The sequence below is a fragment of the uncultured Henriciella sp. genome (genome assembly GCF_964005855.1).
Lineage (GTDB): Bacteria > Pseudomonadota > Alphaproteobacteria > Caulobacterales > Hyphomonadaceae > Henriciella.
The window spans coordinates 234,729-253,546 of sequence record NZ_CAXFSW010000002.1 but is presented as its reverse complement, the minus strand read 5'-3'; the positions used below and the strand labels follow the sequence as shown (position 1 = coordinate 253,546).

The 18,818-nt window shown below is 61.3% G+C and carries 21 protein-coding genes; 11 read left to right on the top strand and 10 right to left on the bottom strand.

The window, feature by feature from the left end; all coding sequences use genetic code 11:
• Position 1: 1 nt before the first annotated feature.
• From mnmE to hemE, 4 genes are all read right to left on the bottom strand, one after another.
• A complete protein-coding gene (gene mnmE, locus ABNU55_RS04355) occupies positions 2–1,324 on the bottom strand; it encodes a tRNA uridine-5-carboxymethylaminomethyl(34) synthesis GTPase MnmE (RefSeq protein ID WP_290752103.1) in 1,323 nt (440 codons plus the stop codon).
• 2 nt (positions 1,325–1,326) lie between these two features.
• Positions 1,327–2,646, bottom strand: coding sequence for a transcription termination factor Rho (gene rho / locus ABNU55_RS04350; RefSeq protein WP_290752105.1), 1,320 nt, complete (start codon positions 2,644–2,646; stop codon positions 1,327–1,329).
• A 146-nt stretch (positions 2,647–2,792) separates the two neighbouring features.
• The gene (locus ABNU55_RS04345; protein WP_290752107.1) at positions 2,793–3,218 is read right to left on the bottom strand and encodes a CopD family protein; all 426 of its coding nucleotides are present in this window, start codon (positions 3,216–3,218) and stop codon (positions 2,793–2,795) included.
• 21 nt (positions 3,219–3,239) lie between these two features.
• Complete coding sequence (hemE, locus tag ABNU55_RS04340; RefSeq protein ID WP_290752109.1) at positions 3,240–4,289, bottom strand: uroporphyrinogen decarboxylase; 1,050 nt, start codon at positions 4,287–4,289, stop codon at positions 3,240–3,242.
• Positions 4,290–4,649: 360 nt separating this feature from the next.
• Here hemE and ABNU55_RS04335 point away from each other — a divergent pair, with 360 nt between their 5' ends.
• From ABNU55_RS04335 to dnaQ, 5 genes are read left to right on the top strand one after another with little or no spacing between them, the layout of a single operon-like run.
• Complete coding sequence (locus ABNU55_RS04335) at positions 4,650–5,480, top strand: pyruvate, water dikinase regulatory protein (RefSeq protein WP_290752112.1); 831 nt, start codon at positions 4,650–4,652, stop codon at positions 5,478–5,480.
• Positions 5,477–6,070, top strand: coding sequence for a Maf family protein (locus tag ABNU55_RS04330; RefSeq protein ID WP_290752115.1), 594 nt, complete (start codon positions 5,477–5,479; stop codon positions 6,068–6,070). Before ABNU55_RS04335 ends, ABNU55_RS04330 begins: the two co-directional genes overlap by 4 nt.
• Positions 6,070–6,891, top strand: coding sequence for a shikimate dehydrogenase (gene aroE, locus ABNU55_RS04325; RefSeq protein ID WP_290752118.1), 822 nt, complete (start codon positions 6,070–6,072; stop codon positions 6,889–6,891). Before ABNU55_RS04330 ends, aroE begins: the two co-directional genes overlap by 1 nt.
• Positions 6,888–7,493: a dephospho-CoA kinase gene (gene coaE, locus ABNU55_RS04320; protein WP_290752121.1), complete on the top strand. Its 606-nt coding sequence runs from the start codon at positions 6,888–6,890 to the stop codon at positions 7,491–7,493. Before aroE ends, coaE begins: the two co-directional genes overlap by 4 nt.
• Positions 7,490–8,194, top strand: a complete 705-nt coding sequence (gene dnaQ / locus ABNU55_RS04315) for a DNA polymerase III subunit epsilon (protein WP_290752123.1) — start codon at positions 7,490–7,492, stop codon at positions 8,192–8,194. Before coaE ends, dnaQ begins: the two co-directional genes overlap by 4 nt.
• 25 nt (positions 8,195–8,219) lie before the next feature.
• Here dnaQ and secB read toward each other — a convergent pair whose 3' ends face one another.
• Positions 8,220–8,783 (bottom strand): protein-export chaperone SecB, encoded by a 564-nt coding sequence (gene secB, locus ABNU55_RS04310; protein ID WP_348764240.1) that lies wholly within the window; start codon positions 8,781–8,783, stop codon positions 8,220–8,222.
• Positions 8,784–8,905: 122 nt separating this feature from the next.
• Between secB and ABNU55_RS04305 the strand changes: the two genes are divergently transcribed.
• Genes ABNU55_RS04305 through ABNU55_RS04295 form a run of 3 tightly spaced genes read left to right on the top strand, consistent with a single transcriptional unit; the run spans position 8,906 to position 11,384 of the window.
• Positions 8,906–9,511, top strand: a complete 606-nt coding sequence (locus ABNU55_RS04305; RefSeq protein ID WP_348764239.1) for a Tim44/TimA family putative adaptor protein — start codon at positions 8,906–8,908, stop codon at positions 9,509–9,511.
• 58 nt (positions 9,512–9,569) lie between these two features.
• Positions 9,570–10,865: an MltA domain-containing protein gene (locus ABNU55_RS04300; protein ID WP_290754594.1), complete on the top strand. Its 1,296-nt coding sequence runs from the start codon at positions 9,570–9,572 to the stop codon at positions 10,863–10,865.
• Between the two features lie 9 nt (positions 10,866–10,874).
• Positions 10,875–11,384 (top strand): Smr/MutS family protein, encoded by a 510-nt coding sequence (locus ABNU55_RS04295; RefSeq protein WP_290754595.1) that lies wholly within the window; start codon positions 10,875–10,877, stop codon positions 11,382–11,384.
• On the opposite strand, the gene hisE is transcribed toward ABNU55_RS04295, so the two are convergent.
• Genes hisE through hisH form a run of 4 tightly spaced genes read right to left on the bottom strand, consistent with a single transcriptional unit; the run spans position 11,381 to position 13,901 of the window.
• The gene (hisE, locus tag ABNU55_RS04290; RefSeq protein WP_290754596.1) at positions 11,381–11,737 is read right to left on the bottom strand and encodes a phosphoribosyl-ATP diphosphatase; all 357 of its coding nucleotides are present in this window, start codon (positions 11,735–11,737) and stop codon (positions 11,381–11,383) included. The genes ABNU55_RS04295 and hisE overlap by 4 nt on opposite strands.
• Before the next feature lie 20 nt (positions 11,738–11,757).
• The gene (gene hisF, locus ABNU55_RS04285) at positions 11,758–12,516 is read right to left on the bottom strand and encodes an imidazole glycerol phosphate synthase subunit HisF (RefSeq protein WP_290754597.1); all 759 of its coding nucleotides are present in this window, start codon (positions 12,514–12,516) and stop codon (positions 11,758–11,760) included.
• Positions 12,517–13,260 (bottom strand): 1-(5-phosphoribosyl)-5-[(5-phosphoribosylamino)methylideneamino]imidazole-4-carboxamide isomerase, encoded by a 744-nt coding sequence (hisA, locus tag ABNU55_RS04280; protein ID WP_290754598.1) that lies wholly within the window; start codon positions 13,258–13,260, stop codon positions 12,517–12,519.
• Positions 13,257–13,901 (bottom strand): imidazole glycerol phosphate synthase subunit HisH, encoded by a 645-nt coding sequence (gene hisH / locus ABNU55_RS04275; protein WP_290754599.1) that lies wholly within the window; start codon positions 13,899–13,901, stop codon positions 13,257–13,259. Before hisH ends, hisA begins: the two co-directional genes overlap by 4 nt.
• Before the next feature lie 107 nt (positions 13,902–14,008).
• Between hisH and ABNU55_RS04270 the strand changes: the two genes are divergently transcribed.
• Positions 14,009–15,445, top strand: a complete 1,437-nt coding sequence (locus ABNU55_RS04270; protein ID WP_290754600.1) for an amidohydrolase — start codon at positions 14,009–14,011, stop codon at positions 15,443–15,445.
• A gap of 30 nt (positions 15,446–15,475) precedes the next feature.
• Complete coding sequence (locus tag ABNU55_RS04265) at positions 15,476–16,087, top strand: class I SAM-dependent methyltransferase (protein WP_290754601.1); 612 nt, start codon at positions 15,476–15,478, stop codon at positions 16,085–16,087.
• Here the strand turns inward: ABNU55_RS04265 and hisB are convergent.
• Positions 16,082–16,678, bottom strand: a complete 597-nt coding sequence (gene hisB, locus ABNU55_RS04260) for an imidazoleglycerol-phosphate dehydratase HisB (protein WP_290754602.1) — start codon at positions 16,676–16,678, stop codon at positions 16,082–16,084. The genes ABNU55_RS04265 and hisB overlap by 6 nt on opposite strands.
• 235 nt (positions 16,679–16,913) lie before the next feature.
• Between hisB and ABNU55_RS04255 the strand changes: the two genes are divergently transcribed.
• Positions 16,914–18,782 (top strand): GGDEF domain-containing phosphodiesterase, encoded by a 1,869-nt coding sequence (locus ABNU55_RS04255; RefSeq protein ID WP_290754603.1) that lies wholly within the window; start codon positions 16,914–16,916, stop codon positions 18,780–18,782.
• Positions 18,783–18,818 lie beyond the last annotated feature (36 nt).

Below are 18,818 nucleotides of genomic sequence, written 5' to 3'. Positions count from 1 at the left end.
GTCATTTCCCGATGCAGAAGCTGGAGAAGACTTCGCCCAGAATGTCCTCCACACCGATCTGCCCGACCAGGCCGGAAAGCTTCTGGGCCGCCAGACGCACATCCTCAGATACCAGCTCAGCGCCAAACCCCGCTGCAAGATTTTGTCTGGCCTGTTTCACGTGAAACAATGCCGTCTCAAGGGCCAGCCTGTGCCGGCGACGCGTAATGACCGGGGCAGGGCGCCCCGACGTAAATGCCCTGATGCGCCTTTCAATATCATTCTCGAGGGCTTCAATCCCTTCGCCTGTCCGCGCCGAAACAAAGATTGTATTGCCGGACGCATCCGCAGGGCGGGTCTGATCCACCTTGTTCAGAACGATAATATCACCCTCATCCGCCTCATGATCGTAAGGTGTATCTGACGAAGACACACGGATACGGATATCCGAGGCCGAGGCCCGCTCCAGAGCACGCCGAACGCCCTCTGCTTCGACGATATCCCGCGTTTCACGAAGTCCAGCGGTATCCGCAATCCAGACGACCTGTCCCGCGATCTTCACGCGGACTTCCACCACATCGCGGGTCGTGCCAGGGATGTCGGTAACAATCGCTGCGTCCCGTCTGGCAAGACGATTGAGGATCGAGGACTTGCCGGCATTTGGCGGCCCGATAATCGCAATACGAAATCCATCCTGGATCCGTTCGCCCAGCTGATCGTCGTCCAGCGCTTTCGCAAGCGCCAATTCGAGCATATCAAGTTTCACGGCGACCGGACCGTCGGACTCGTCTGGCGCATCCTCCTCATCCGGGAAGTCTATGCTCGCCTCCAGAAGCGCCATTGCTTCCAGCAAATCACCACGCCAGCTCTGATAGGATTGCGAGAGACTTCCGCCCAGCTGCTCGAGGGCGAGGGATTTCTGGGCCCGCGTCTCGGCATCGATCAGATCCGCAACGCCTTCAGCCTCCACGAGATCCAGACGGCCATTCTCAAAGGCCCGCCGCGTGAACTCACCCGGCTCAGCAAGGCGTACACCATCAAACGCGCAGAGCGTGTCGAGCACATGCTCGATAACCGCAGCGCCGCCATGAAGGTAAAGCTCGGCTGTATCTTCCCCTGTATACGAATTAGGCCCCGGCATGAACACACCGAGGCCCTCATCTATTGTTTCACGTGACACATCAAGGAAGCGGCCAAACACCATCTTCCGCGGCGCGGGAACGCCATGCTCAAAAATCGCCGCGCAGATATCCCGCACGCCCGGCCCACTGATCCGCACAATTGCGATAGCAGATGGCGGCGGGCCAGAGGCCAGCGCGCAGATCGTATCTTGCGCGCCAGACATGCCTAGTTCTTCATTGCCTCAAAGAACTCGTCATTCGTCTTGGTCTGACGCAGCTTGTCGAGCAGGAAGTCGACCGCATCGGATGTGCCCATCGGATTGAGGATGCGGCGCAGGATGTAGATCTTCTGCAGCTGTTCCTTGGGTGTGATGAGTTCTTCCTTACGCGTGCCGGACTTCATGATGTCGATGGCAGGGAAGGTCCGCTTGTCGGCAATCTTGCGATCGAGCACAACTTCCGAGTTACCCGTGCCTTTGAATTCCTCGAAGATGACTTCATCCATGCGCGAGCCCGTATCGATCAGCGCCGTCGCAATGATCGTCAGCGACCCGCCACCTTCGATATTCCGCGCGGCACCGAAGAAACGTTTAGGGCGTTGAAGCGCGTTGGCATCGACACCGCCGGTGAGCACCTTGCCGGAGCTCGGAACCGTCGTGTTATATGCCCGCCCCAGACGCGTGATCGAGTCGAGCAGGATGACGACATCACGGCCGTGCTCTGCGAGACGTTTTGCCTTTTCGATAACCATCTCGGCCACTGCAACGTGACGCGTCGCCGGTTCATCAAAGGTCGAGGAAATGACCTCACCTTTCACCGAGCGCTTCATGTCGGTGACTTCTTCCGGCCGCTCATCGATCAGAAGGACGATGAGATAGCATTCAGGATGGTTTTCCTCGATGGATGCCGCGATGTTCTGCAGCAGCACCGTCTTACCGGTACGCGGCGGCGCCACGATCAGGGCCCGCTGACCCTTACCGATCGGGGACACAATATCGATGACACGGCCCGACCGGTCTTTCTTCGTCGGGTCCTGGCTCTCCATATGGAGGCGTTCTTCCGGATAAAGCGGAACAAGGTTGTCGAAGTGGACCTTCTGGCGGGCTCTTTCCGGTTCCTCGAAATTGATCGAATTCACGCTGGTCAGCGCGAAGTAACGCTCACTTTCACCCGGTTCCTTGATCGGGCCGTCAACCGTATCGCCGGTCTTGAGGCCAGCCTGCTTAATGACCTTCGGGCTGACATAGATGTCATCGGGACCCGGCAGATAGTTCGATTCCGGTGAGCGCAGGAAGCCGAAGCCGTCGACCAGAACTTCCAGAACACCCTGACCGATAATCACGATATCGCGTTCGGCCAGTTCCCGCAGGATCGCGAACAGCATGTCCTGCGTCCGCAGCGACGACGCGTTCTCGACCTCAAGGCTCTCGGCATAGGCCAGCAGCTCTGTCGGGCTCTTGGCTTTCAGGTCGCGCAGATAGACATGGCTCGGGGTTTCGGCACCGGGCGCAGCGGGAGAGTCGGGGGGCGTTTGGAGATCGGACATGAATTCTTCTGGATAAGGTCGGCCCGCAGGAAAGATCGCGTGGCCACTCGATTGATATCGGGAAGTGCGGCCCGCCAAGGACTGGCGGCCTCTTCTGCTGGCTTATGTGATCAAAGTGCCGTCCAGGTCAAGACTTTTCCGTCAGGTCAGAACGGCTTCACGATCACCAGGATCACGACAAGAATCATCAGAATGAAGGGAAGCTCATTGAGAAGCTTCAGTCTTTTCGCCGGGAAGTCCTCGCCGCGGTCGATCTTCTTGCCGATGCCGACGAAGTAGCCGTGCAGCCCGGACAGGATCAGGACCAGCAGCAGCTTCACATGAAGCCAGCCGGAACTCATCAGCGCCGGATTCATGAAGATCATCGTCAGGCCCAGCACCCAGACCATGATGATGCCAGGCGTCAGGATAATCTTGCGCAGCTTTGCCGATGCGGACTTCATCGTCTCGAATAGCGGCTCGCCCGGCGCCGACGACAGCTGGTGAAGCTTGTAGCGCGGATAGATGAGCATCGACGCCATCCAGGCGATGACGAAGATCAGGTGAAACGATTTGACCCAGAGATAAAGCATTTTCGCTCCGTATACGGAAATTTACTGGCTGGCTTTCCAGTCGCGCACAGTCTTCACTGCGCGCTCGACATTGGCAATCGGCGTCTCGGGTTTGACGCCATGGCCAAGATTAAAAATGTGCGGCCTGTTCTTGTAGGCTTCCAGTATGTCAACGATCCGGCGCTCCATGGCCTCACCGCCCGTCATCAGCAGCAACGGATCCAGATGCCCTTGAACCGGCATGGTTGCCGGCAGTTCGCGGTTCACAAAGCTCGGCAGCGCGGCGGTATCGAGCCCGACAGCACTTACCCCGGTCTGGGCGGCATAGTCTGGCAGCTGAACACCCGCGCCGCGCGGAAACCCGATGAGCGGGACGGTCACGCCGAGCTCTCTTAAGCGCTTCACCAGTTTCTGGTTCGGCCGGATGATGATCTGTTCGAAAATATCGTTGGGCAGACCCTCGGCCCAGGAGTCGAACATCATCAGCGCCTCGGCGCCGGCCTCTGCCTGCGCAGCCATATAATGGGCCGTCGCCTCGACAAGATCATCCAGAAGCAGGTCGAGCTCGGCCGGATACTTGTGCGCCCAGATCCTTGCGGTTGCCTTGTCGGTGCCGCCGCGGCCCTCAATGGCATAGAGCGCCACGGTCCAGGGCGCGCCTGCAAAACCGATGAGTGTCGTTTCCGATGGCAGGCGCGATTTTACCCGTGAGACCGTCTCATAAACAGGCGAGAGACGCTCCACCACGGTCTGCACAGGCACCTCATTGAGCCGCCCGCCGACATCGACCGCTTCCACGATAGGGCCGACACCTTTCTCGAACCGCACACCCCGGCCAAGGGCATCAAGGATCAGGAGGATGTCCGCAAACAGGATGGCACCATCCATCCCATAGCGCTCGATCGGCTGAAGCGTCGCCTCGCAGGCCAGAGACGGCGTATAACAGAAGTCCAGAAAGTTCTTCGCCCGCCCGCGCAGCTCCATATATTCCGGCAGATGCCGACCAGCCTGTCTCATCATCCAGAGGGGCACAGGGTCCTGACGTTTGCCATGCAGAACGTTCAGAAGTGGTTTTTGCGGGGCAGGGGCCATCTGGTCCTCTTTAATCCTTCAAGCATCTAATGCGCTCTTATCATTACTAAGCGCTGGATAAGGTGGACAAACAGTCCCAGGCAGGTTTGTCGACAGGTTTTCCACAGCGCATCCATAGGCGGGCTGTTCTGTTAACCATTCGTCAACGAATTGGAATCGCCGTTAATTCTTCGTTAACCATTTGCGAAATTCGCTGGTCTGGAACACCCGGTGAATCCGGCCTGTGAGTCCTTTGGGAATGTGGACAAGACGTGCATGGCTGCGGATGAAATTCTGTGCCCACAGGTCTTCCACAGGGGTTGTCCATTTTGTGAAGACACGGCAGGGTCCAGCCGGTTTCAACAGATTGGCGGGGAGCGGATGCGCCCGAGTATATATTTCAATGTCCATCTCGTCTCCGATTCGACGGGGGAGACATTGAATGCCGTGATGCGCGCCGCCGCTGCGCAGTTCGAGAATGTGACCCCGCTGGAGCACAATTACTATCTCGTCCGGTCCGATCGCCAGCTGGAACGGGTCATGCGCGATATCGAGGCGGCGCCCGGCGTTGTCTGGTTCACCGTGTCGGATGAGGCCCTGCGCCTCAAGCTCGAACAGTTCTGCCGCGCCCGTCACATTCCCACACTGGCCGTGCTCGACCCCTCCATTCATATGCTGAGCCGCCATCTCGGCGTGACGGCAAGCGACCGTGTCGCCGGACAGCACGCGCTCAACGCCGAATATTTCGAGCGGATCGAGGCGATCAATTTCGCGCTTGCCCATGATGACGGCCAGAACCTTCAGGGCCTTGCGGACGCCGATGTCATCCTTCTCGGGGTCAGCCGGACATCGAAGACCCCGACCTGCGTCTATCTCGCCAATCGCGGCGTCAAGGCCGGCAATATCCCGCTCGTGCCAGGCATGGCCATGCCATCCGTCCTCGATTCGATAGATCCCGTGACCGGGCCGATGATTATCGGCCTCAAGATCGGCGTGGAGCGCCTCGTCCAGATCCGCAGCCAGCGGCTCATGGCGCTCAATGAGAATTCGGTAACCGACTATACCGACGAAGAGGCCGTGCGCGCAGAAGTGACCGAGGCGAGCCGCCTTTTCCAGCGGCGCAAATGGCCGATCATCGATGTCTCCCGCCGCAGCGTCGAGGAAACCGCGGCAGCCATCCTCAACAAGCTCAATCAGAGGCATAGCCAGTGACGCGCGTCATCCTTGCCTCTGGCAGCGAGAGCCGCCGCCGCCTCCTTGCCAATGCCGGCGTCACCGCCGAAGCCGTGCGCCCCAATGTCGATGAGGATGCCGCCAAGGCCACATTCCGCGCCAAGGGCATGCGCGTGTCCGATCAGGCGATGCAGCTGGCTGAGCTGAAAGCCGTGAAGGTCTCGCAGCGCCGCGAAGGTCTCGTTATCGGCGGCGACCAGATGCTCAACCTCGATGGCGAACCGATCGACAAGCCAAAGGACATGACCGAAGCTGCCGGCCATCTGCGGCGGTTTTCAGGAAAGACCCACAGGCTCGAAACCGCCATCGTTATCGCGGAAAACGGAGAATCCGTCTGGCGCCACCTCGCCGCGCCAAAGCTGACGGTCCGCCCCTTGAGCGAAGCGTTCATCGCGTCCTATCTGGAGGCCAGCGGCCCAGGTCTGCTCAAGACCGTGGGTGCCTATATGCTCGAAGATCTAGGTGCGCAGCTATTCACAAGGATCGAAGGCGACTATTTCACCATTCTGGGACTGCCGCTCCTTCCACTACTCGACTATCTGCGCACGCGCGGCGTGCTGGAGGCCTGATGGAACGCCTAGCTGTCATTGGTGACCCGGTCGGTCATTCGCTTTCACCCCTGATCCACATGACCTGGATCGATACGCTGGGGCTCGAAGCCTCCTACGAATCCATTCGCGTGCCTGAAGGTCAGACAGCGAGCGCTCTCGATGATTTTCTGCGCGAAGGGTTCCGCGGGCTCAATGTCACCCTGCCGCATAAACAGGCTGTTCTCGACAAGGTGGCGCGCCGGTCCGAAGCGGTCGATGCCATCGGCGCAGCCAATACGCTGACCCATCTCGGGGATGAAGGCTGGCGCGCCGACAATACCGATGCGCCGGGCCTTATCATGGCTCTCGCCCGCATGGGCCTGAAGGACTTGTCCGGCAAGACGGTGCTGATCCTTGGCGCGGGCGGCGCCGCACGCGCAGCGCTCTTTGCCCTGGACCGGGCCGGTGCCGATATCTTCCTTCTCAACCGGACCGTCGACAAGGCCGCCGCCGTTCTCGCCGCGTGTTGCGAGCGCCCGCATCAACATGGTCCGCTGGATGATCTGACACGGCATGCGGACAGCGCCGACCTGATTATCAACACGACAAGCGCTGGTCATGGCGGTGCAGTCATCGAGCTGCCAGCCGGGAATGGCCGCCTCTTCTATGACATCAGCTATGGCGCCCCTGCCGCAGCGCAGCTCAGCCACGCGCGAGAGCAGGGCTGGGAGACCGAGGACGGTCTCGCCATGCTGGTCTGCCAGGCGGCTGAGAGTTTCGCGATCTGGTTTGACGGGACGCGCCCCGACCTGGAGGCGGCAATCACTGTCTGCCGCGACTATATGGAGGCGGGCGAGTGATCATATTGGGCCTTACCGGCTCGATCGGCATGGGCAAGAGCGCCACGGCCGCCATGTTCGCCGATGCGGGAATCCCGGTCTACGACGCCGACGCGGCTGTCCATTCCATCTATGCCGAGGGCGGCCTTGCCGTCGAACCGCTGGGTGAGCGCTTCCCCGGCGTGGTCGTGGACGGCGCCGTCAGCCGCCAGCGCCTGCGCGACATCGTCATGGAGGACCCGGACGCGATGAAGGATCTGGAAGCCATTGTTCATCCGCTGGTCGGCCGCACGCAGGTTGAGTTTCGCACCAAAGCATTGAAATCCGGCGCAAAACTCGCCGTCCTCGATATTCCCCTTCTCTATGAGACGGGCGGTGACCAGCGCTGCGACTATGTTGCCGTCGTGACGGCGCCGCCGGAAATCCAGCGTGAACGGGTCATGGCCCGGCAGGAAATGTCGGAAGCCGACTTCGAAAAGATCGTCGCGAAACAGGTCCCGGATGCCGAGAAGCGCGCCCGCGCCGATTTCATCATTTCGACAGCCTTCGGTTTCGATTTCACCCGAACACATGTACACGCGATCATTGACCTGCTCAGTGAAATGGACACCGAAAACCGATGAGCCAACCGCTCCGCGAGATTGCTTTCGATACAGAAACCACGGGCCTCGACTGGGCCGGTGAAGACCGCATCATTGAGCTTGGCGCCGTCGAACTCATCAATCATGTGCCGACCGGGCGCACCTTCCATGAGCGCATCAATCCGCGCCGTGCGGTCTCTGCCAAGACGGTAGAGATCACCGGCATCACCGACGAAATGCTGGTCGACATGCCGTTCTTCGAGGATCCCCGCATCGTCGATGCGCTTCTGGAGTTTATCGGGGACTCGCCGGTCGTCGCGCACAATGCCAGTTTCGACCGCGGCTTTCTGAACGCAGAGCTGGTGCGCTGCGGAAAGGCCGAAATCCCGCTGGAGCAGTGGGTGGATACGCTCGATATCGCAAAGAAGCGTCACCCCGGCGCGCCAGCCTCACTCGATGCGCTCTGCAAGCGCTATAATATCGGGCTTGAAGCGCGCACCCTGCACGGCGCGCTTCTCGACAGCCAGCTTCTGGCAGAAGTCTATCTTGAACTTCGCGGCGGCCGCGCGCGGGCGTTCGACTTTTCAGGCGATGAGGGCGGCGACGGCCAGGCGCGTTTCCGTCAGGCAAAAGTGCGCCCGCAGCCGCTCAGCCGCGAGCTCGATCCAGCTGAAGTCGAAGCTCACGCAGCCTTTATCGCCACGCTCGGCGATAATCCGATCTGGGCGCGCTATACCGGTTAAGTCCGGCGCGCGCCCTGTTCGGGACCTATTTCTCGTTGTCTTTGTTTTCCGGCTCGCCGGCAGGTGCATCGGCTGCGCCGGTTTCGACGTTCGGGGCAGGTGCTGCTGCAGCGCCGCCGCCATTCGTGGCCGGCTGCTGGGCACGGGCACGTTGCTGGCGATAGAGGGCAGTGAAGTCCACCGGATCGATCCGCAGCGGCGGGAACCCGCCTTCCTGTGTGAGGTCTGCAACCAGTCGGCGGGCGAACGGGAAGAGCAGGCGCGGGCATTCGATCAGAAGCATGGCTTCGGTATCGGCCTGCGAAGCGCCCTGAAGCTGGAACAGGCCGCCATATTCAAGCTCGACCAGGAAAAGGGCGGTATCTTTTGTGCCGGCGCGGGCATTTAGTTTCAGAACGACCTCATAGACGCCTTCGTCACGGTTCTGGGCATTTGCCTGGACATCAATGCCAAGATCGACATTCGGCTGCTCATTCACGCGGGCGCCAGGATTTTCGAACGACAGATCCTTGATATACTGATTAAGGATGCGAAGGCTCGGCCCGGTCGGCTGTTGCGGCTGCGCAGCGGTATCTGTCGTGTCTGACATTACAGGGAAATCCTCTGAAAACTGGGTTTCGCGCCTATCATGCAGCCCCTGCTTGCGCAACAACGGGTGGCATAGGGCAAAAGCTGACTATATGACTCCCTGTAAGCCCCCTTGGAGACGAAATGTCCTCTTCGATGATCGAACTTCTCCTCCTCACCGCAATTGCCGTCTTTGTCGGCTGGCGGCTCTATACGACGCTCGGAAGCGATTCCGGGTCGCCCGATGGACGCCCGCGCAATCAGCAGCCGTCCTCTCCGGCGACGCCAGCATCCCAGCCGCGTGAAAACCCGGCCGGGTTGCGCCCCGCTTTCACCGGGCCCGCCGCCAGCGGTCTTGAAACTATCCATGCGGCCGATCCCTCCTTCAATCCGAAGGAATTCCTGACCGGTGCGCGCGGCGCCTATGAAATGCTCGTGAAGGCCTTCGCAGACGGTGACCGCGAAACGCTGAAACGCTGGCTCGACACCGATGTCTATGAGGCATGGGACGCCGCTATTGCAGAGCGCGAGAAGACGGGCAGCGAAGCGCCCCAGCTCCTGCGCCTGCGCCAGAGCGAAATCGATGCGGCCGATCTTGATGAGCAGGGGGCCGCCCGGGTCACAGTGCGTTTCGAGGCGGAACTCGGCATCGGGGACATGACCCGGGGCTCCGAAGAATACTGGACCTTCATGCGCGACACCGGCTCGGATGACCCGAACTGGATACTGGATGATGTCGATACGCCATAAGGCCTGTCTGCGACTTCCCGGTTGTCGATAACGTCAAATCCGGTCAAATCTCGCCCTCATGAAAAGACTGACCGGCCTGATCTTCGCTGCTTGCCTGACCGCCTCCTGCGCCAGCAATCCGCAGGGTCCGGGACACACCGGACGGGGTGCGGCTCACACCGATGTCGCCATGGGTCATCCTGCGCCAACCCCCGACTCGCGCCGCCCGTCAGAACGCCCGCCTGAAAAGGAAATCACGCCGGGCGGTGCCCAGCAGATGCCGCCCGCGCCCGCGGCTTTCGCCAGCCTGCCGGGCTGGTCCGATGCAGATGTCTATCCCGGTACAATGGCGCTCCGGAAAAGCTGCAGCCTCTTCCGGGAAGGCGCGGCCGACGCACCGATTTCCGATGTGGCGCCATGGGCTGGCCGGACCCTCGACTGGCTGCCGGCCTGTGCGGCGCTGGAGGTGGTCGAGGACGAGGCCAGCGCCCGCGCTGTCATCCAGGCACTTTTCCGCCCGGTGGAGATCAGCGCCCCCAATGGCGAGTCGCGCTTTACCGGCTATTTTGAGCCTGTCTACGAAGCCCGCACGACTCCCCAGCCCCCCTTCACAGAGCCGATCCCTGCCTATCCGGCGGATCTGGAGCGGGAAAACGGGGTCGGCATCTTCCAGCGCCTGCCAAATGGCGCGCGCCGGCCCTATCCGGACCGTAAGGCCATTACGGAAGCGGGCGTCGAACCGCTCGCCTATGCCCATCCCGCCGATGTGTTCTTCCTTCAGATTCAGGGCTCGGGCAAACTCGTCTTTCCGGACGGGACCACAATGAAGGCTGTCTATGCCAGCCATAATGGTCATCCGTTCGCCTCGACCGCGAACTGGCTTCTGCAACGGGGCTGGATCTCGCGCGGTGAAGCCTCGATGCAGGGCATCCGCGCCTGGATGGACCGCGCCACGCCGGAACAGGTCCGACAGGCCATGAACGCCAATCCCCGCTATATCTTCTTTACGCTCGAAGCGCCCGAAGATGGCGAGACCGGGCCGAAAGGGGCCATGGGCGTGCCGCTGACCCCGCTCGGCTCGCTCGCCATCGACCGCGAACATAACCCCATGGGCGTGCCGATGTTCGTCAATACCAGCGCACCCGGTCTTGGCGGCGACTGGTCCGGCCTTCTGGTGGCGCAGGACACAGGCGGGGCCATTAATGGGGCTGTGCGGGGTGACATCTATTTCGGCACCGGCAAGGAAGCAGGTGAACGGGCGGGCACGATGAACGCCCCCGGCAGGCTTTGGGCCCTCTTGCCGCGCGCGGTGGCAGACCGCATTCCAGGCGTCGATGCCTATGCCGACCTTGGCCAGGGGCCCGCTTCCCACTAGATCGGGCCAATGAGCGACCGGCCTCTCAAACCCGAAGAAAAGAAAGCCTGGGAACAGGTGCGCCGGTCGGTCCGCCCGCTTCATGGCGGCAAAACCATGCCACGCGCGCGGGGACCCGCCGCCACAAAACCGCTTCTGGAGCAGCCGGCGGCCAAAAGCACTTCAGAAACACCGTCCGTGCACCGTCCAGACACCGTCCATGCACCGCGTGATCGCAGCGCCGACAGGGAGGTACGCAGGGGGAAAGTTTCCATCTCCGCCCGCTTCGACCTCCACGGCCATACCCAGGCTTCCGCCTGGAGCGCGCTGCCTGCCTTTCTCGCCCGCGAACAGGCGCGCGGCAGCCGCTGCGTCATCGTGATTACCGGCAAGGGCAAGGCAGGCGGTGGTATTCTGCGCCACAACTTCCTGCGCTGGATCGAAATGCCCGAAGCCCGGACGCTCGTTTCGGGCTTTGCCACCGCTCATCCAAAACATGGCGGGGCAGGGGCTTTCTACGTATTCCTCAGAAAACGCTAGTCTTTCTGGGTTCGAGCTGCCTTCTCGGCCAGGCCTGAAACGCCACGGCGCTCCGCCAGCGCATCGGCCACCATATCCAGCGAAACGCCCTTTGCCCGAAGGCCCACCAGCAGGTGAAACAGAAGGTCAGCCGTTTCCGACGCCACTTCCTTACGTCCCTGCGCGGCAATCGCCAGCGCCACTTCAGCGCCTTCCTCGGCGATCTTCTTGCCACAGCGGATCGGCCCGGACTTGATGAGCCGCGCCGTATAGCTCTTCTCGGTATTGCCGCCGACCCGGCTGTCCACGGTCTTCGACAGAAGGGCAATGAGCTCGTTCAGGCGTTTGGCAGAACCGAGTTCGGTCTTCGACATGTCGTTGTTTCCAGTCACTATTAGAGGGGGCGCACGGGCGCGCCAGCGTTCGATAGGGCGGCGCGAGCCTCGGCAAGGCTGACTTCGCCGAAATGGAAGATCGAGGCTGCCAGTACCGCCGTCGCTCCGCCGTCCAGTATGGCGGGCGCAAGATGCTCGGCAGACCCGGCCCCGCCCGATGCGATCACCGGCAGGCTGACAGCCGAGGTCACCGCTTGCAACAAAGCAATGTCATAGCCCGATTTGGTGCCGTCGCGGTCCATGGAGGTCAGCAGGATCTCGCCGGCGCCGCGTTTCTCGGCCTCTTTTGCAAATTCAACGGCATCGATCCCGGTCGGCTTTCGCCCGCCATGGGTGAAGATTTCCCAATGGTCGCCGCTCTGGCGCGCATCGATGGCGACGACGACCGCCTGACTGCCCGCGCGTGCTGCGCATTCAGAAATAACGGCTGGATTGGCCACAGCGGCCGAATTGATCGCGACCTTGTCTGCCCCGGACCGTAAGAGCTCAACAAGGTTGTCACCGCTGCGGACCCCGCCGCCCACGGTCAGCGGCATGAAGCACTGCTCAGCCGTTCGCCGGACCACGTCGAGCATGGTGCCGCGCCCTTCATGGCTGGCCGTGATGTCCAGGAAACAAAGCTCGTCGGCGCCCGCAGCGTCATAGGCTTTGGCAAGCGCCACCGGGTCGCCCGCGTCGCGAAGATCGACGAAATTGACGCCCTTCACAGTGCGCCCGTCCTTCACATCGAGGCAGGGAATGATGCGCGACTTTAGCATCTAGCGGGCCCCGGCCGCGTCGATCGCGGCTTGCGGGTCAATATCGCCATCATAGAGCGCGCGGCCGAGGATGGTGCCCGCAATGGGCCGCGCGCCGCCCGCTTTGCGCAGCGCTGAAATGTCCTCCACTCGCGCAAGGCCGCCAGAGGCGATCACAGGAATAGAGACCGCAGCAGCCATTTCGGCGGTAAAGTCGACATTGATGCCGGTCTTCGTGCCGTCGCGCGAAATGTCAGTCACGATAAGCGCCGCGACGCCGCAGCCCTCGAACCGTCTGGCAAGCTCGACCGCTTCCATGTCGGATGTTTCAGCCCAGCCTTCCACGGCGACACGCCCATCGCGCGCATCGATGCCGACAACGATCTGATTTTCGAAAGCCTTCGCCGCCGTCTTGACCAGGTCCGGGTCCCGCAGCGCGGCCGTTCCAAGGATCACCCGGCTAAGGCCGGCCTCCAGCCAGGCTTCGATCTGCGCACGTGTGCGTATGCCCCCGCCAAGCTGGACAGGCACATCGACGGCCGAGAGGATCGCGCGCACCGCATCGCCATTGGCGCTGTCGCCCGCAAAGGCGCCGTTCAAGTCGACCACGTGCAGCCGGTCGAAGCCCATCTTTCTGAACCGGGCGGCCTGGTCAGCGGGGTCCGGATTGAAGGCGGTCGCCTGATCCATGTCCCCGCGAAGCAGGCGCACACAGGTCCCGTCCTTGAGGTCGATGGCCGGCCAGAGTTCGAAATCGCGCATCATGACGGGTCCCATTCAAGGAAGTTCGAAAGAAGCCGCAGCCCGACGCGCTGGCTTTTTTCCGGGTGAAACTGTGTGGCGACCAGATTGTCCCGGCCGATGGCGGCGACCAGAGGTTCGCCATAATCGGTCGTGGCGAGAACGGAAGCCTCGTCATCGGCCCTGAAACTATAGGAATGGGTGAAGTAGACGTGCGGATCCTCGCCTAACCCCTGCAGGACGGGGTGGGCACGGCGGATATTCAGGCCGTTCCAGCCCATATGCGGCACCTTCAGACCGGGACCGGGCTGGATGCGATCCACCTCGCCGCCAATCCAGTCGAGCCCCGCCGTCACGCCGTCTTCAAGCCCGCGTGTCGCCAGAAGTTGCAGGCCGACACAGATACCGAGGAAGGGGATGCCGCGTCTCTGAACCGCTTCGGTCATAGCCTCCACAAGCCCCTGACGGGCAAAAAGCCCGCGCGCACAATCTGCGAAATGGCCCACGCCGGGAAGCACGATCCGGTCGGCGGCACGCACCTTTTCGGCGTCATCGCTGACTGTAATGGATATATCGCGCGCACAATCAAGCGCCGCCGTTTTCAGCGCGCGCTCTGCAGAATGCAGATTGCCGGAGCCGTAATCGATCAGGATGAGGTCAGCCATCGCCTGCGCTCTTAACGGGCCAATGCGACAAGGAAAAGTAGGCTTGGCTTGATTGATGTGCATCCCTGTCGCAAGGTCGCGCGATAATCGAAAGTGGAGACCCATTCATGCGCTTGATCCCCTCACTTGTGGCAATTGGTTTTGCCTCAGCGGCCTTCGCCCTTCCGGCGGCCAGCGACCCCTCGACAGAGACCGCTTCGGAGCTTGTCGAAGAACGCTCACAGATGACGGCTGAGATTGCCCAGAGCCTCTGGGACTGGGCTGAAGTCGGGTATCAGGAAACGCAATCCTCCAAACTTCTGCAGGACCAGCTTGCCGCAGAAGGGTTCACCATCGAGGCTGGCGTGGCCGATATCCCGACAGCCTTTATCGCCGAATATGGCTCTGGCGGCCCGATCATCGCGATCCTTGCGGAAATGGACGCCCTGCCGGGCATCAACCAGGACGCCTCGCCGACGCGCGAGCCCATTGAAAACAAGCATGCCGGTCAGGCCTGCGGCCACAATCTCTTTGGCGCGGGATCTGTTTCGGCTGCCGTCGCCATCCGCCACTGGCTGGAGGATACCGGCACCGAAGGCACTGTCCGTCTCTATGGCACCCCGGCTGAGGAAGGCGGCAGCGGCAAGGTCTATATGGTCCGCGCTGGCCTGTTCGATGATGTCGACATCGCCCTTCACTGGCACCCCTCCGACAGCAATTCCGCCGCCGCGAGCACATCGCTGGCCAACCGGTCGGCCAAGTTCCGCTTTACCGGCCAGTCCGCCCATGCTGCCGGCGCACCGGAGCGTGGCCGCTCCGCTCTCGATGGTGTCGAGGCGATGGATATGATGGCCAACATGATGCATGAGCACATGCCGCAGGATGCGCGGATGCACTATGTCATCACGTCAGGCGGCGAAGCGCCGAACGTGGTGCCGGACTTCGCCGAAGTCTTCTACTATGTCCGCCACCCCGACCCGAAAGGCGTCGAGGAGATCTGGGCCCGCCTTGAAAACGCCGCCCGCGGTGCCGCCCTTGGCACAGGGACGCAGGTCGACTGGGAGATCATTCACGGCAATAACCCGCTTCTGGTGAATGAGACGCTAGCCAAGATGATGGACAGCAAGCTGCGTGAGCTTGGCGGCATCACCTATACGCCTGAAGAGCAGCAATTTGCCGAAAGCATTGCATCCACCTTCGACAATCCGGACAATAAGCTTGGCTCCCAGGAAGAAGTACAGCCCTATGAGGTGTCGCTGGGCTATGGCTCCACCGATGTCGGTGACGTGTCCTATGCCGCGCCGACCGTTGGCCTGAACACCGCGACCTGGGTGCCTGGCACGTCGGCCCATAGCTGGCAGGCTGTCGCCGCGAGCGGCATGTCCATCGGTGAAAAAGGCGCAGAGCTTGCCGCCAAGACGCTGACGGCAGCTGCCATCGAGCTCTACCAGAACCCCGACCTCGTCGAGGCGGCGAAGGAAGAATTCGAGGAAAAGCGCGGCCCTGATTACGAGTACAAATCCCTGCTCGGCGACCGCGAGCCGCCACTGGACTATCGCAATTAGGCCGGCATGAAAAAGGCGGCCTGCCTCTCAATGATCGAAGCGGGAATGCGCGCGGTCTATGAGAGGCAGGCCAGCCATTGGCATGAAAAGCGCCGACGCGACCTATACGAACGCGTCTGGCTGGATCGATTTCTCAAAGAGCTTCCGGCAAATGGGAGGCTGCTTGATCTGGGATGTGGGACAGGCCAGCCGATATCGGCCTATTTTCTGTCGAGGGGCTTTGCCCTTACCGGGATAGATTATTCCAGCGCGATGATCGCGCTCGCCCGGTCAGATTTCCCCAACGAAGACTGGCGGTTACAGGATATGCGGCGCCTGACCGATACAGAGACCTTCGATGGAATCTGTAGCTGGGACGCTTTCTTTCACCTTGGCATCGAAGACCAGCGGCAGCTTCTGCCGGTGCTTGCGCGCGCCGTTCGGGAGGGCGGGGCAATGCTGCTCACAGTGGGGCCGTCGGAAGGCGAGGTGACGGGTACGGTTGGCGGCGAACCAGTTTACCATGCCAGCCTGGCGCCGTCCGAATACAAGCAGATTCTGACGGATGCAGGCTTTGGCGAGCTCACCTTTGTTCCTGAAGACCAAAGCACTGCCGGGCGAAGCGTCCTGCTTGGACGAAAACGAAAGACGTCCAGCCTATAAGCTGCCCTTGGTGCTCGCGGCCTTGCCGCCAAGGCGCGGATCCATGGTCACCGCCATGCGCAGGGCGCGGGCGACGGCCTTGAAGCAGCTTTCGGCGATGTGGTGATTGTTCTCACCGTAGAGATTTTCAATGTGCAGGCACATGCCGCCATTGCCAGCGAGGGCGTGGAAGAACTCCTTGAAGAGTTCGGTATCCATTTCGCCGATCTTGTCGCGCTGGAAATCGGCCTTCCAGACCAGATAGGGCCGCTTGCAGAGGTCGATCGAGGCACGGCTCAGCGTCTCGTCCATCGGGATATAGGCGTGGCCAAAGCGGGTGATGCCGCCAAAGTCGCCAAGCGCGTCCTTGATGGCTTGACCAATCACGATCCCGGTATCCTCAACCGTGTGGTGGGCGTCGATATGCAGGTCGCCCTTCGTCCTCACCTTGAGGTCGATGAAGCTGTGCCGGGCAAAGGAATCCAGCATATGGTCGAAGAAACCGACGCCGGTTTCAATATCGGCCTTGCCTGTGCCGTCGAGGTCGACAGTGACCGATATATCGGTCTCTCGCGTCTTGCGGCTTACGGTAGAAGTACGAGTCTTGGTCATCGTGCACCGAGATAGGACGTTTGAAGCTCAAGTGCTACTGCAGATTCATTCACAGAATTCTAAAGATTGTCGTTCATGGTCTTCTTCAGGTTGGACTGGGCCAACATGAATTGCGAGGTGTAAGCTGGCGAAGACATCCGGAATAGGGCGGCTGCTATCCAGGATCAGCTTTGCGAATGCTTTGCCAGCTGTCGCGGCAATTCTCGCGCTCCTTGTCGCGAGCGGGGCCTCCATCATGTATCTGACGGCCGCCGAACTGGCAGCTTCAAGAAAATCCGATGACATTGCCCGCCGGGTCGCCGACGGCCTCTATGTCGAGATTGCGTTCGGTGAGCCGGGCGACGCCCACGCTGTGCTTGAGCGTCTTTCTCCGGGCCGCGCCGCTGCCTTCTCAACGGACGGCACAGTGATCGCAGGCGACGCCAATGAACAGGTCCTCTCCGAGGGCCGGCGTTATCCCATTTCCGCAGGCGAGGACGTCGTTGGCGAGCTTGTGATGCTTCGGGCTCTTCCGGGCGACCTCAGCGTGCCATTGCCCCTGGTCGTAGGGATGATTCTGCTGACGACGGCGGCGGCCTATTTCTTCTCGAACATATTTGCCCAATCCGTCAGCCAGCAGGCCGACCGGCTGACCAGCCTGGTCAACCGGACGACACTGAAACGGGGCATGCCGGAAGAGGACCGGCCGGTCATCTTCTCAGAGTTCCGCCGTCTGCGCGCGAGTCTGATACGCCGTCTTCAGCATATGCAGCGCGAAAACGAGCGCCTGATGAGCACTGCGTATACCGATGAGCGCACGGGCCTTGGGAACGGGGCTGAACTGACCCGCCAGCTGACCCAGTTCATTTCGCGCTCCTCATTCGAATATCCCTCGGCTTTTATCCAGATCGACACCGAGCCTTTTCAGCATGACGGGGAGTATCACGACACCGCCTTTGCGCTGGAGTTGCAGACCACCATGGCGCGCCGCATCACCGGTTTTGTTGCCGAGCAGCAGAAGGTTTACAGCATGCCGGACGGGCGCTGGCCGGCCTTTTCGCTCGCCTCGGACGACTTCGGCGTCATTGTTGACCGCATCGGCTCGCGCAATGAAATCAACAAGTTCGCCAAAGCACTGATCGCACGGCTCAAGGAGCCTTATGCGATCGGCGGCAAGACGGTGAAATTCACTGCATTTGCCGGGATTGCGATGATTCCGGAGGACGGGCAGGCGCCGCAGGATATCCGCAAGCGCGCCTATACGGCCCTCATGCAGGCCCGCCGCAAGGAAGGCGCCGAGCTGCAATTCTATTCGCCCAAACTCGACCGCCAGAGCGCCGCGCGCAAACGTCTTGAGGCAGAGGTCCGCACAGCCGTGGAGTCCAACGCCTTCACGCCCGTCTTCCAGCCCAAGGTGGATCTCTCCACCGGCAAGATTGTCGGCGCGGAGGCGCTGGCGCGCTGGCAGCTGGAAAGCGGACGCATTGTCTCGCCGGGCGTTTTCATTCCAGTGGCGGAAGCCTGCGGCCTGATTGGCGATATCGGTGAGCAGATTACCCGCAAGGCCTGCGAAGGCGCGGCCCGGTGGAGCAATATGGGCTTTCGCGACATCTCTGTTGCGGTGAACGTCTCCCCACGCCAGTTCGAGAATGACGATCTCGGCACCATGCTGATCGACGCGATGACAACGGCGGGTCTCCTGCCACGGCTTCTCCAGCTGGAGATCACGGAAAGCGTCGCGGTGACCGATCCCGAGCGTCTGCGCCATGTGGTGGGTCCACTCAAATCCATGGGTGTGCGTCTTGCCATCGACGATTTCGGCACCGGCCATTCCAACCTGGCCATGCTGGGCCGTCTGCCCTTTGACGTCTTCAAGATCGACCGTGCCTTCATCTCGAACCTTGAGACCGACAAGCAGGCCCCGGCCATCGTTGAAATGATCCTCGGCATGGCGGAATCGCTTGGCATGGAAACGGTTGCCGAAGGGGTGGAGACCGAGGAACAACAGCAATTCCTGCGCCGGCGCGGCTGCGACCAGTATCAGGGCTATTTCTTCAGCCCACCGGTCGGGCTTGAGAAATTCATCGAGATGGTGCGTCAGAACCGTCAACCTGCCGCAGCCTGATACAGCGCTCGCCCTCTTGCAGAGTGGCCACCCCTG